This is a genomic window from Microbacterium sp. EF45047, from assembly GCF_028472845.1.
GTDB classification, from domain to species: domain Bacteria; phylum Actinomycetota; class Actinomycetes; order Actinomycetales; family Microbacteriaceae; genus Microbacterium; species Microbacterium neungamense.
On the sequence record NZ_CP069429.1, the window covers coordinates 449,211 to 462,000 of the forward strand.

The 12,790-nt window shown below is 72.8% G+C and carries 10 protein-coding genes and 1 pseudogene; 5 read left to right on the forward strand and 6 right to left on the reverse strand.

Annotated features, from left to right (window positions below):
• The first annotated feature begins 313 nt into the window (after positions 1-313).
• The 3 genes from JRG78_RS02205 to JRG78_RS02215 are packed head-to-tail and all read left to right on the forward strand — an operon-like array spanning position 314 to position 3,370.
• A complete protein-coding gene (locus JRG78_RS02205) occupies positions 314-1,249 on the forward strand; it encodes a CpsD/CapB family tyrosine-protein kinase (RefSeq protein ID WP_259608242.1) in 936 nt (311 codons plus the stop codon).
• Positions 1,233-2,459, forward strand: a complete 1,227-nt coding sequence (locus JRG78_RS02210) for a glycosyltransferase family 4 protein (protein ID WP_272653570.1) — start codon at positions 1,233-1,235, stop codon at positions 2,457-2,459. The genes JRG78_RS02205 and JRG78_RS02210 overlap by 17 nt, the downstream gene beginning before the upstream one ends.
• Positions 2,456-3,370 carry a polysaccharide pyruvyl transferase family protein gene (locus JRG78_RS02215; protein WP_259607367.1) on the forward strand — a complete coding sequence of 305 codons (915 nt, stop codon included), beginning with the start codon at positions 2,456-2,458 and terminating at the stop codon, positions 3,368-3,370. The genes JRG78_RS02210 and JRG78_RS02215 overlap by 4 nt, the downstream gene beginning before the upstream one ends.
• Before the next feature lie 50 nt (positions 3,371-3,420).
• Here the strand turns inward: JRG78_RS02215 and JRG78_RS02220 are convergent, their stop codons facing one another.
• The 4 genes from JRG78_RS02220 to JRG78_RS02235 all read right to left on the reverse strand — a co-directional run bounded on the left by JRG78_RS02220 (position 3,421) and on the right by JRG78_RS02235 (position 7,613).
• Positions 3,421-4,608: a hypothetical protein gene (locus JRG78_RS02220; RefSeq protein ID WP_259607368.1), complete on the reverse strand. Its 1,188-nt coding sequence runs from the start codon at positions 4,606-4,608 to the stop codon at positions 3,421-3,423.
• Positions 4,609-4,661: 53 nt separating this feature from the next.
• The gene (locus tag JRG78_RS02225) at positions 4,662-5,720 is read right to left on the reverse strand and encodes a glycosyltransferase family 4 protein (RefSeq protein ID WP_259607369.1); all 1,059 of its coding nucleotides are present in this window, start codon (positions 5,718-5,720) and stop codon (positions 4,662-4,664) included.
• A complete protein-coding gene (locus JRG78_RS02230; protein ID WP_259607370.1) occupies positions 5,717-6,568 on the reverse strand; it encodes a glycosyltransferase in 852 nt (283 codons plus the stop codon). Before JRG78_RS02230 ends, JRG78_RS02225 begins: the two co-directional genes overlap by 4 nt.
• A gap of 73 nt (positions 6,569-6,641) precedes the next feature.
• Positions 6,642-7,613 carry a glycosyltransferase family 2 protein gene (locus tag JRG78_RS02235; protein WP_259607371.1) on the reverse strand — a complete coding sequence of 324 codons (972 nt, stop codon included), beginning with the start codon at positions 7,611-7,613 and terminating at the stop codon, positions 6,642-6,644.
• Between the two features lie 123 nt (positions 7,614-7,736).
• On the opposite strand from JRG78_RS02235, the pseudogene JRG78_RS02240 reads away from it, so the two are divergent.
• Both JRG78_RS02240 and JRG78_RS02245 read left to right on the forward strand, forming a co-directional pair.
• Positions 7,737-8,812, forward strand: a pseudogene (locus tag JRG78_RS02240) (IS110 family transposase).
• Between the two features lie 348 nt (positions 8,813-9,160).
• Positions 9,161-10,102, forward strand: a complete 942-nt coding sequence (locus JRG78_RS02245) for a glycosyltransferase family 2 protein (protein WP_259607373.1) — start codon at positions 9,161-9,163, stop codon at positions 10,100-10,102.
• Here JRG78_RS02245 and JRG78_RS02250 read toward each other — a convergent pair.
• Both JRG78_RS02250 and JRG78_RS02255 read right to left on the reverse strand, forming a co-directional pair.
• Entirely contained in the window at positions 10,060-10,899 is an 840-nt protein-coding gene (locus tag JRG78_RS02250; RefSeq protein WP_259607374.1) for an alpha-1,2-fucosyltransferase, read from the reverse strand. The genes JRG78_RS02245 and JRG78_RS02250 overlap by 43 nt on opposite strands.
• 30 nt (positions 10,900-10,929) lie before the next feature.
• Complete coding sequence (locus tag JRG78_RS02255) at positions 10,930-12,735, reverse strand: ABC transporter ATP-binding protein (RefSeq protein WP_259607375.1); 1,806 nt, start codon at positions 12,733-12,735, stop codon at positions 10,930-10,932.
• Between the last annotated feature and the right edge of the window lie 55 nt (positions 12,736-12,790).

A 12,790-nucleotide genomic window follows, 5' to 3' on the forward strand; every position in this document is an offset into this window, starting at 1 on the left:
GCCCGAATCCGCTCGCAGCCTCGCCGAGGCGTGGGCGAAGGGCCTCATCGCCACCATCGACGCGAGCGACGGCGACGGCACCGAGGGGTCCGCCCCGGTGACGATCCTCCTCGGTGAGTCGGCGTCGCTGCCGACCGAGCCGGTCTTCCCCGACACCGAGACCTCACTGCTGGTCGGCGGCCTCCTCGGCCTGGGCGCGGGCATCGCGTTCGCCGTGCTGCGGGCGCTCTCCGACCGCCGCATCCGGCCGAACGACGACGTCGAGCAGCGCATCGGGATCCCCGTGCTCGGCAGCATCCCGCAGGTGAGCGGCATGGACCCCGGTACCCAGCTGATCGACGACAGCGCGAGGCACACCAAGGCCGGCTTCGCCATCACCGAGGCTCTGCGCACGCTGCGCACCAACCTGCAGTTCATGGACGTCGACCATCCGCCCCGGCGGATCGTCGTCACCAGCGCGCTGCCGGGGGACGGGAAGTCGACGGTGGCCGCGAACCTCGCCGCGATGCTCGCCGCGAACGGCGAGCACGTCGCGCTCATCGACGGCGACCTGCGCCGCCCCACGGTCGCTGCGACGATGGGGCTCGTGCCCGGCGCGGGACTCACCGACGTGCTGGCCGGCCGGGCCGAGCTGATCGAGGTGCTTCAGCGAGCGCCGCACACCCCGGGGCTGATCGTGCTGGGCGCCGGTACGATCCCGCCCAACCCGAGCGAGCTGCTCGGGTCGGACCGGATGCGCGCCGTCCTCGACGAGCTCGCGCAGCACGCCATCGTCATCATCGACGCCCCGCCGCTGCTGCCGGTGACCGACGGAGTCATCCTCACGCACCAGGCCGATGGCGCGATCATCGTCGTCACGGTCGGCAAGACCACCTACGACCTCGTCGACAAGGCCACCGCCGCGCTGGAGAAGGTGAACGGCCGCGTGCTCGGCCTCGTCCTCAACCGGGTGCCCCTCACCAGCGCCGGCGCCAAGTACTACGCGTACGAGTACCGTTCCCGCCACGACGAGCCGGAATCGGCCGCAGCATCCGAGACCGAGACGCCGGCGCCCGCCAAGCCGAAGGCGAGGGGAGGTCGCGGTGCGAAGCGCACCCCGCCGAAACGTCCCCGCACCGTGGGACAGGAGCTGCCCGCCATCGAGCACCTGGACGACGAGTCGACGCTCGATGAGCTGTTCGGTGACGAGCCCGTCCCCACGACGGCACCGGAACGGACCACGGGCGGCCGGCGTGACGTCGCGCACTGAGTCGATCGCCGGTCCGAGGGCCGGCGTCGATCCGCGTGCGCCGCTGCGCGTCGCGCTGATCGCGTCGTCGTTCATCCCGCACGTGGGGGGCGTGGAGACCCACGTCGCCCAGGTGGCGCAGCGCCTGCAGGACCGTGGGCACGCCGTCGAGGTCTGGACGGTGGACCGCGGCATGCGCTCCTCACGGCCGTTCCCGGTGCCGGTGCACTACCTGCCCGCGCCGTTACCCGCGCGCAGTCTCGACGGGGCGGTCCGCACGGTGTGGTCGATGCCCCGCGCGTGGCGCGAGTGGCGACACGTGTGCCGGGCCTTCGCGCCCGAGGTGCTCGCCGTCCAGTGCTTCGGACCGAACGGCGTCTACGCGTCGGCGCTGCACCGCTCGACCGGGACGCCGCTGATGATCAGCTCGCACGGCGAGACGCTGGGCGACGACAACAACGCCTACCGATCGGCGTTCCTGCGACGCAGCCTCACCGTCGCACTCGGCCGGGCCGCGGCCGTGACGGCCCCGAGCCGCTACGTGCTCGACGACCTCCGCGCCCGGTTCGGCCTGGCCCCGGGGCTCGGACGGATCGTCGCGAACGGCGTCGATCCCGCCCTCGGCGTGCGCTCACCCGACGCCCCGCGCGAGCGGCTCGTGCTGGCGGTCGGCCGGCTCGGGCGGATGAAGGGGTTCGACCTGCTCATCGACGCCTTCGCGCAGGCCGGTCTCGCCGGCGTGCGCCTGGAGATCATCGGCGGCGGCCCCGAACGCGACGCGCTGCACCGGCGGATCGAGGCGGCGGGCCTCGGCGACCGTGTGCGTCTCGTCGGCGAGCGGGATGCCGCCGGTGTGGCCCGCCGCATCGGCGAGGCGGCGGCGGTGGTCGTGCCCAGCCGCTCGGAGGCGTTCGGGATCGCGGCGCTGGAGGCCTGGCGCGGCGGCGCCGCCTTGGTGATGACCTCTCGCGGCGGGGGAGCCGAGCTCGTCCGCGACGGCGAGGACGCCGTCCTCGTCGACCCCACGGACACGGCGGCGCTCGCCGCGGCGATCCGCTCGGTGATGACGGACGAGGAGCGCCGGCTCTCCCTCGCCCGGCGCGGGGCGGAGCGTGTCGGCGCGTTCGGCTGGGACCGGATCGCCGAGGAGTACGAGCGGATCATGCTGCAGGTGCGCGCGCACGCCGGCTCCCCGGGCGGGCGTGCGGCAGTCGTCGGCGGCCGCGCGTGACGCGCCCGTGGACGCCGCCCTACCACGGCGGCCTGCGGCGGAGGGGGCGTCAGCTGCGCCGGCTCGCCGAGGCGCTGGGGCAGCCGTCGGCACGATCCGGCGGTGTCATCGTGCCGACGTTCTGGTGGGACGGGCACCCGAACTTCGGCGACGACCTCACGCCGTGGCTGCTGCCGCGCTACGGCATCGTGCCTCTCTACCGCGAACCGCGCACCGCCCGCCTGGTGGGAGTGGGCAGTCTGCTCGAATTCCTCCCGGGCGGCTACAGCGGGGCGATCTGGGGCTCGGGACTGATGGGTGACGTCCGGCATCCGCTGCCGCACGCCACCGTGCTCGCCGTCCGCGGGCCGCTGACCGCCGAACGGATCGGCCTGAGCTCCGCACCCGCCTACGGCGATCCCGGGCTGCTGGTCGGCCGCCTCCTGCCGCGCCCGCCCGGCGACGGCCGCATCGCCGTCGTGCCGCACGGGCATCACCGCGCGCACCCGGGGCTCGCGGCGCTCGTCGCCGCGGCCGGGGACGGCGCGAGGGTCGTGAACGTGCACCAGCGCGCCGCACCCGCCGTGCGGGAGATCGCGGCCTCCCGCGGCGTCGTGACGACCTCGCTGCACGGCCTGGTTACCGCCGACGCCTACGGCATCCCCGCGGTGTGGACCACCCTCGACCCGCCGCTCGGCGGCGGGGACTTCAAGTTCCGCGACTACGAGGCCGCCCTCACCCCGGGGCGGACGCGGTACCGGCCGCTGGGCGGCTCCCTGGAGGATACGCTCGACGGCGCGGAGCCCGTGGACCCCGCCGCCGTGGCGGCCCTGTCGGACGGCCTGGAGGCGGCGATCACCCGGGTGCGCGGACTGCCGCTCGGCCAGAGGCCGTTCCCCGCCGGCATCCCCGCTGCACTGCGCAGCCGCTGACGCCGACGCGCCAGCGTCCACAGTGCACCGCGGTCAGCAGCGCACCGCGGTCAGCGATGCAGAGCGCGCCAAGCCGCCCGCGCCACCGGGTTCCTGGACGCGGCCCGGCGCAGCTGCGCTCCCGCCGCACGCGCTCGCGCCACCACCGACCGGGCGCGGTCCGACGCGGTCCAGTGCCAGCCGATGCGCGCCGCGTACTCGCGGATCTCGCGGTCGAACGCGTCATCCGACACCAGCGCCTTCGCGATGTAGGCGTCGCGGTGCGCGAAGTACGGCTCGAGGGCGAACGTCGCCGGCACGAACTCGTGCAGATGCCCCGCCATCTCGAGCGTGAGCATCGTGCGCACGCACTTCGGGCACGCCGAGCAGTTGCGCACCCGCTCCGGGTCGTCGTCGGTGCAGACGTCGAGGTAGCGGGCCTCGGGCCTGCCCACGAGCGCCAGCGTCTTCTCCACACGGGTGAGTCCGGATCCCGCCGAGCCGATCGTCACCGCCGTGGTGGACAGCAGCGGCACGAGCATGACGTTGATGATCTCGATCTTCTCATCCAGGCGCACGTCCGGGAACGCCACCGCCGACGACAGGTGCAGCCGGCCGATGCCGGCGCCGAGCAGGTGCGGCACGGTGGCGTTGCGCATCGTCACGGACTGGATGAACCCGATCCGGGGGTAGTGCTCGTCGAGGTTGCTGTCCACGGTGAGAAACGGCAGCCCGATCTCGGCCGCCGCGCGGGCGAGCGGCGCGCACCGGGCGCGCCAGAGCGCATCGCCGTCGCGGCCGTGCGCCCCGACGCTGTTGTTCAGCAGGTGGGTGAGCCTCAGGGACGGCGCCACGTCGTCGGCCCAGTGGTACTCCGCGAGCGTGGCGAACGAGTCCACTCCGCCCGAGAACCCGGCGGCCACCCCCGGGGCCGGCGCGGCCGGCGGGGCCGTCTCGTCGGCGGCGACGCGGATGCGGTGCAGCCCGGGGTGCACGAGCGCGAGCAGCCGCTGCAGGTCGCCGTTCATCTGATGCAGCAGGCTGTCGGTCATCGTGCCGCCGACGTGCAGGTCGCGCCCCTCCTTCATCGCCGTCATCAGCAGTCCGATGGCGACGTGGTCGGCGCGATCGCCCAGCAGAGGGGCATGCACCTCGTCCACCGCGAACCACAGCGGTGCGCGGCCACTCACATCCGCGATCACCCGCACCCGGTCGCCGGTGTGCTCCGTGCGCGGGGCGGAGGTGATCATGGCGTCCATGCACTCATTATGCGGCCGGCGGCGGGCTCGTCGGGCCGGTCGCGGGTTCGTGCTCAGACGGAGTCCCAGATGCGGGCGTGGGCGAGGGCGCTGCGCTCCCACGTGAAGGCGCCCGCGTGCTCCCTGGCATCCCGCAGCATCCCCGCCAGCGATGCGCGGTCCGCGGTGGCGTCGATCAGGCCGGCCGCGATCGATGCGGCATCCGGCTCGACCATGACGGCGTGACCCGATGCCACCTCGGGGAGGCTGCTCGTGTTCGCCACGACCGCCGGGACGTTCGCCGCCATCGCCTCGAGCACGGGCAGGCCGAATCCCTCATACAGGGAGGGCACCACGACCGCGCTCGCCGCGGCGACCAGCCCTGGCATCAGGTCGTCCGGCACGCGGCCGAGCAGGACGGCCCCTGGCATGCCCTCGAAGAGCGCGGTGCGGCGCGGGTGCGGCGGCCCGGCCAGCACCAGGGTGTGCTCGGGGCGCTCCCGGTGCACGCGCGGCCACGCCTCCGCGAGCGCGCCGAGGTTCTTCCGCTCGGCGGCGCCGCCCGCGTGCAGGACGTACGGCCGCCGCACGCCCAGTCGCGCCAGCGCGTCGTCGTCGAGCGGAGCCGCATCGAAGTAGCGCGCATCGACGCCGTTGTGCACGACATGCGGATGCCGGATGCCGATCACCTCCACGGCCTCGCGGGCGCTGAACTCCGAGACGCAGATGACGGCGGCGGCCCGACGGAGCTCCTCGACGGCGGCGGGCACCGGCGTGGACTCGTCGGAGAACCGCCACGCCACGACGTCGTGCAGCGTCACCACGTCGGCGTGCGGCGAGGGTGGCAGCTCGAGCCCCATCCGGTGCGAGACGGCGTCGCCGGCGAACAGCATCCGCCCGATCTCGCGGCGCACGGCGACCGGGGCGCGGGCGACGACACGCATCGGCAGGCGCCGTGTACCGGGCAGAGGGGAGCGCAGCGATCGGACCACGAGCTCCCGCACCCGCCAGGACGCCGTGGACGTCTCGCGGAGAGCGTCCGCGGCGTGGGCGATGATCCGACGCTCGTACGCCTGCGCGCCCATCGGCGTCGGCGTGGCGATCGTGGCGATGCTCAGCCGCGGGGTGCTCATGATCGCCGGCCGGGCCGCAGCCGTCGCAGCATCCGCGCCGCGCGACCGAGCAGCCGGTTCAGCCCGCCGAAGCGGCGTTCCAGCACATCGAGCCGGGCGGCGTGCTGGTCGCGCTCCGCCCGGACCCGCCAGTACCTCGCCATGATCTCCTCGACGTGCGCGCCCCAGATGCCGGCGTTCCGGCGCACCACATCGAGATCGCGCGCGATCCTGTCCTCGGGGGAGGTGCGTGCGGTGACCTGCCCCCGGTGGCGGCGGTACTCGTAGAGCGGCTGGTGCACGACTGCGGCCCGCCGGCCGGCGGCGAGCAGGCGCACCCAGAACTCCCAGTCCTCCCCGAAGGGTATGTCGGTGTCGAATCCCCCGAGAGCGGCCCAGTCCTCCTTGCGGAAGGCGGATGCCCCGGGGATGACGTTGCCGAACAGGAGGTCGACGACGCCGTCGACCTCCGGCAGCCGCTGGACCGCCTCCAGACGTCCGAAGAAGCGCAGGTCGATCGAGACGACCCCGATCCCGGGGTCGGAGTCGAGCACCCGGACGACCTCGGCAGCCAGGCCGGGCAGGATGCGGTCGTCGCTGCCGACCGGCATCACGTACTCGGTCTCGAGCGCCTCGATGCCGGTGTTCATCGCCGCGCTGACACCGCGGTTCTCGGGATGCCGGATCACCCGCACGCCGCGCTCCGCCCACCGCTTCAGGGCGGCGAGCGTCCCCGCATCCGTCGACCCGTCGTCGACCACGACGATCGGGCAGGCCACGCTCTGCGACCGGACCGAGGCGAGGCACTCGTCGATGTAGGCGCCGTCGGTCTGATAGACCGGGATGACGAACCCCAGCGTTCCGGTCATCGATGCTCCTCCCCGGGCACAGTCTATGTCCAGCGCACCGGCCGGCAAGGGGTGCGCGAACCGCTGCGCGGGGTCAGCGAGAGGGCGCGGAGCCGCCGCCGAGCGCGGCACGGATGCGGTCGGCCTCCCGCCCGCTCCGCTCCGGCGGGAGAGGACCGAACCGCGCCTGCCGGATCGCGGCGCCCGCTCCCCACGCGATGCCGAGGAGCGTGACTCCCAGCCTCTGCAGGCGGCGCACGACGCCCCCGGCGTCGCCGATCGCGCGCAGCTCGGCGCCGATCCAGCGGCGCAGCAGAGGGGAGCGCAGACCGTCGTGCCGGGCGAGCATGACCATGTGGTTGCGGCGGCCGTACAGCTTGTAGCGCGTGTCGAAGCGGCGGCCCTTCACGTGCGGGGCGGGGAGGTGATCGACGACGGCGTCCGGGACGAACACGGTCCGCCCGCCTGCGCGCTTGACCCGCAGGAACATGTCGGTGTCCTCCCGCATCGCGGTGCCCGGGTAGTCGTCGCGGAACCCGCCGAGCCGGGCCAGCATCTCGCGGCGGAACGACATGTTCGCCCCGATGCCGTGGTCGACCTCGACGATGCCGTCGGAGAGGGCCGCGAACCCGGCGGTCAGCGTGCCGTCGTCCCGGAGCCGCCCGATCGGGGCGTCGTACCGCTCCTCGCCGGGCAGCAGGTTGCGGGTGCGGCCGGCGACGGCATCCGGCCTGGGCGTGGTCGCATAGGCCGCCAGCAGCGCGGTGGCCCAGCCGGGCGCGACGACGACGTCGTCGTCGAGGAAGGCGATCACGTCCCCCCGGGCGTGCAGCAGCGCCTCGTTGCGGGAGCGGGTCATCCATCCTGCGAGCCCGGGCCGGTGCAGATAGGTCGCCCCCGGGAACGCCGCCTCGGCCGCAGCGCCGTCGTGGTGGGCCGAGGCGTCGACGACGATCACCTCGTGGCCGTCGCCGAGGGCGGCGGCCAGCGACGCCAGGCAGCGCACCAGGAAGGCCGGCCGCTCGTAGGTGACGACGCAGACGCTGAGAGCACACGGGGCCGACATGAGGCTCAGCCTAGACGATATGAGCCTTCGGTCCTCTTGAGGCTGGGGCCTCGATTCGCGTAAGCGTGGGTTGCCAGCCTGTGGGGGCTGGCCTATCCGACAGGCGAATGGAGGCCCCAGTTGATTTCTCAGCGTACGAGCGTCGGGCTGGATGTGCACGCGCGGAGCGTGTTCGCAGCCGCGATCGATGAGCGGACTGGTGAGGTGATCCGGCGACGATTCGGGTACGACCCTGCCGGCGTTGTGGCCTGGGTGCGCTCCTTGCCGCAGCCGACGACGGTGACCTACGAGGCCGGTCCGACGGGTTCGCGTTGGCGCGGCTGTTCGAGGCGGCCGGGATCACATGCCTGGTCGCGGCGCCGTCGAAGCTGCAACGACCGACCGGTGACCGGGTCAAGACGGACGCGCGGGACGCGTTGCATCTGGCGCGGCTGCTGCGGTTGGACGAGATCGTCGCGGTCCGCGTGCCCTCGATCGAGCAAGAGACCGCGCGAGATCTGGTCCGCGCCCGTGAGGACAACCGCGGCGAGCTGATGGCTGCTCGACACCGGCTCTCGAAGCTGTTGCTGCGTCACGGGATCATCTACGACGGCAAAGCGTGGACGGGCGCGCACGACGCATGGTTGCGTCGACACCGGTTCGAGCACCCCGGTCTGCAGGCGGCGTTCGACGCGGACTACGAGGCCGTCCAGCAGGTCGGAGCGCGCAAGGATCGCTTGGACAGGCTGATCGAGCAGATGGCGGCCAGCAGCGAGTATTCGGGCGTGGTGCGACGACTGGGTTGCTTGCGCGGGATATCCACGCTGACCGCGTTCGCGTTGGCGGTCGAGATCGGCGACTGGGACAGATTCACCGGCTCAACGATCGGCGCGTTCCTCGGACTGGTGCCGTCCGAGTACTCCTCCGGGCAGTCTCGGGTGCAGGGCTCGATCACCAAGACCGGCAACACCCACGCCCGCCGGCTGCTCGTCGAAGCGGCCTGGCATCACCGCAAACCGTATCGTCCGGGCGCGGTCATGCAGACCCGATGGGCCCAAGCCCCCAGCATCGCCGTCGCTCGCGGGGACGCCGGCAACCATCGGCTGCATCGAAAGTGGCAACAGTTCACCACCCGCAAGAAGCGTCCCGTGATCGCGAACGTCGCCGTCGCCCGCGAACTCGCAGGCTGGTGCTGGTCCTTGGCCGTCATGCCCGACTGACAGCCGACCCGACCGGTCGGCGGCGGCCGTGGACGACGATGACGGCACCGCGAGGAGCGACCCGCGATACAGCTATGAGCAGCCCCCGACAGGCGACGCTCGACTCTAGACAAGCGGTCCCGCTCCAGCCGAAAAGCACGTCCTGCGGTAACCAACCCGCGCATATCAGTCTGACCGCGCGTCGCCAACGACACGCTCGTCACCCTCGAACGCGACGCCGCCGGCCCAACGAAAGAGCACCCGGAGCTCGATCACTCCGGGTGCTCTTTCCCCTGCCACTTGACAGGGATCAGTCACATATCAGCTGTAGGCTCGCCGCAGGATCGGCCTGGGGAGGTGCGGGGCAGGATGGACCGTTCGGTGACCGTGATCATCCCGACCAACCGCGGCGGCGCCTACCTCGAGGAGGCGGTCGCATCCGTGCGCGCGCAGACCTCGCCCGTGCACGAGATCCTTCTCGTCGACGACGGCTCACCCGCGCCCGGTCTCGCGCACACCGCCGCCCGGCTCGGCCTGCGGTACCTGCGGCAGGAGGCCTCCGGGCTGTCGGTCGCGCGCAACAACGGCGCCGAGCACGCAGAGGGGGAGTGGATCGCCTACCTGGACGACGACGACGTCTGGCATCCGGAGCGGATCGCGGCCCAGCAGCGGGCGCTCGACGCGATGCCGGAGGCGATCGCCTCGTGCACCGGCGGCTGGTACATGGATGCCGACGGGGTGCGGTTCGGCGACGGCTGGGGAGCGCCGCAGGCGACAGCGGAGCGGATGATCGCGTACGACGCGGTGCCGCCGCGGATCACCACGCTGCTGATCCGTCGCGACGCGTACCGCCGGGTGGGCGGATGCCGCACGGCGATGGAGCCCGCGGAGGACAACGACCTCATCCAGCGCCTCCTGCAGATCGGTGAGTTCGCGTGCGTGGACCGGCAGCTGGTCGGCTACCGCCGTCATCGGGGCAACGTCACCCAGCGCGGCCTCGCCGGGCGGGAGGCGAACCGCCGCGTCCTGACCGACCTGCTGGCCACCGCCGAGGACCCGCGCCTGGCGGCCCTGCTGCGCCGCCATCGCCGCGCGTTCCGGCGGTACGCCGCGGCGGAGAACCTCGGCGAGTTCCTCAGCGCGACCCGGCGCCGTGAGCGCGGCTACGCCCTGCGGATCTCCTGGTGGGGCATCCGGCACGTGCCCCTGGACTCGGTGCGCGCGGTGTTCGCACGGGCCCGCCGCGCGCGGCAGCGGGTTCGGTCGGGTCAGGCGAACCCGTCCAGGGCGGTCCACGACGGGTCGAGCTGATCCGCGGCCGAGCTGCCGCCCAGGCGCGCGTGGAACCTCGGCATGATGATCTCGGTGGCGTCGTGCGTGGCATCCGCGACGTACGCCGCCCAGTACGTGAAGGTCGAGTTCATGCCGATGATGCGGCGCGCGCCGGCCACGGCGAGGAAGTTCGCGGCTGGGTCCGGGCGCGCGTACTCGACGCGGGAGGTGCGATCGCGGATCACGGCGTCCACGTTCTCGCGGCACCACACGTCGTCGTCCGAGACGACGAGCACGTCGTCGACGTCGTCGAGGAGCGCGAGGGCGGCGCGGACGTATCCGACCTGGTCGAAGCCGTACGCCTCGCGCTTCTGCGCGGTGGAGTAGTAGTCGCCGCGGCGCACGTTGATCACGAGCCGATCCGGCGGCCCCGGCGGGATGCTCGGCGCGAGCACGTCGCGCGCGAAGGCGTGCAGCGCCTCGCGGGAGTAGTCGATGCCGAAGCGCTGGCGGAACCCCTTCGGCTCCCACACCCGCCGGTCGTGGAAGCGCATCTCCGGCTCCGAGACGGTCAGCTCCCGCAGCCGGGGGAACACGTCGAACCACTCCGCCATGCCGGGGACTTCGCGCACGAAGGTGGGCCTGCCCAGCGCCGTCTCCTGATGGGCGTCGAGCCAGAGGTACAGCCAGTTCCCGAACCGCAGCCCGGCCGGGGGCGTCAGGATCACCGTCCGGTCGCCGCGGCGCAGCAGATCGACCATCGCGATGCGCATCCGGCGGGCGCGCCAGGCGAGGTGGCGCACGACGCGAGTGGCCAGGGCGGGCGTGGTCGGCACGAGCGAAAGCATAGCCTCAGGCCGCGGCTGTCAATCCAGCGATCCGAGCTCGACCAGCCGGGCGAACTCGGCGTCGGCGGCGCGCACCTCGTCGAACGTCCCCGTGGCGGCCACCTGTCCGCGATGCAGGAAGACGAGCTGGTCGACGTGCCGCACGGTCGAGAGCCGATGGGCGACGACGATGATCGTCATCGAACCCTGCAGCCGCTGCAGGGTCTGCGCGATCTCGTACTCCGTCGCGTTGTCGAGGGCCGAGGTCGCCTCGTCCAGCACGAGCACGTTCGGCTGCCGGTAGAGCGCTCGCGCGAGGCCCACCCGCTGGCGCTGACCGCCGGAGAGCCGCACCCCGCGGTCGCCCACGACCGTGTCCAGCCCTTCGGGCAGTTCGCCCACCAGCTCCTCGAGCAGCGACATCCGCACCACGTCCTCGACCCGCTCGCGATCGATCTCCTCCCTGCGGCGCCCGAACGCGATGTTCTCGATGAGCGTGGTGTTCGAGAGGAAGACCTCCTGGGGCACGACGCCGATGCCCGCGTGCCAGCCGGCGAGGTCGGTCGCGATCGGGGTGGAGCCGCACCGGATCTCGCCGCTCGTCGGCGACAGGAGCCCGAGAAGGAGGTCGAGCAGGGTGCTCTTTCCGGCGCCGCTCGCCCCGACGAAGGCGGTGGTCCGGTTGCGCGGGATCGTCAGGGTGACCCCGCGCAGCACATCCTCGCTCGAGTCGGGGAACCGGAAGGACACGTCGCTGACCGTGATGTCGCCCATCGGCAGGCGGCCCGGCGCCGGGGCGTGGTTGTGCTGCCCCTCGGCCTCGAGCTGATCGAGCGCCTCCACCATGATCCGCAGCCCCGCGTTGCCGGCGCGCATCGTCGCGACGTTCGCGGTGATGCGGTTCAGCGTCGGCAGCAGGCGCACGGATGCCGCCGCGAACACGCCGAGGACGACGAGGATCTGGTCGCGTTCGCCGGTGAGCGCGAGGATCGCGGCGATCCCGGCGATGGCGAGGATGAACGCGATCTCGAGCATGTACCGCGGGATGTCGCTCAGGATCGCCATCAGACGCTGCGCGTGCGCGGCCTCCAGCTTCGCCGCCCGGAACCGGTTCACGAAGAGCTCGGCGCTGCCGGTCAGGCGCGTCTCGCGGAAGCCCTCGATGCCCGGCATCAGCGCCTGCCACGCCTTCAGGGATGCGGTCGCGGTGAACTCGCCGAGCCCGATCTGGCGCCGCCGCAGCAGGCGCTGGACGCCGAAGACGATCACGCCGAACAGGATGGCGGCGAACAGGGTGGCCAGGGGCGAGCTCCAGGCGAGGACGACGATGATCCCCGCCATCGTCACCACGTCCGTGCAGATGCCGATGACCGCCAGCAGCACGCTGGAGGCCTGCCCCGTCGCGTCGTTCACGTTGCGGTAGATCTCGCTCGCGCTGCGCTTGCGATGTGCGCCGTACGGGGCGAGCACGTACCGTCGCATGAGCTCGGCGGCCGCCAGCGCGGAGACCCGGGTGGTGCGGCCGAGCAGCCACCAGCGGAAGGCGAGGGCGCCGATGCTCTTCACCAGGAACGTCAGCACGACCATGGCGGCGACCACGGGCAGCACGGTGGCGACATCGCGGGAGCCGACGAGTCCGGCGACCCATTCCAGGAACGGCCCCCGCACGCCGCCGTCGGTGATCAGCTGCATGAGCGGCAGCATCGCGAACACGCCGAGCATGTCGAGGCCGGCCAGCAGGAGGGACACGAGCACGGTCGTCGCGATCCAGCGGCCCGGCGCCGCGCCGGTCGTCTCGAGCAGGCGGCGGAGGCCCGGGATGCGACCCGTTCTCTCGCGTGACATCGGCCCCTCCCCCCGGGCTCAACCCGGTCAATCGCTCGGGGTGCTCATACGCTAG

Bases quoted from the DNA above. Each gene is read 5' to 3' on its own strand.
- JRG78_RS02205 (WP_259608242.1), top strand. From the start codon at position 314: ATGGACCCCGGTACCCAGCTGATCGACGACAGCGCGAGGCACACCAAG.
- JRG78_RS02220 (WP_259607368.1), bottom strand. From the start codon at position 4,608: ATGGACGCCATGATCACCTCCGCCCCGCGCACGGAGCACACCGGCGAC.
- JRG78_RS02225 (WP_259607369.1), bottom strand. From the start codon at position 5,720: ATGAGCACCCCGCGGCTGAGCATCGCCACGATCGCCACGCCGACGCCG.
- JRG78_RS02230 (WP_259607370.1), bottom strand. From the start codon at position 6,568: ATGACCGGAACGCTGGGGTTCGTCATCCCGGTCTATCAGACCGACGGC.
- JRG78_RS02235 (WP_259607371.1), bottom strand. From the start codon at position 7,613: ATGTCGGCCCCGTGTGCTCTCAGCGTCTGCGTCGTCACCTACGAGCGG.
- JRG78_RS02245 (WP_259607373.1), top strand. From the start codon at position 9,161: ATGGACCGTTCGGTGACCGTGATCATCCCGACCAACCGCGGCGGCGCC.
- JRG78_RS02255 (WP_259607375.1), bottom strand. From the start codon at position 12,735: ATGTCACGCGAGAGAACGGGTCGCATCCCGGGCCTCCGCCGCCTGCTC.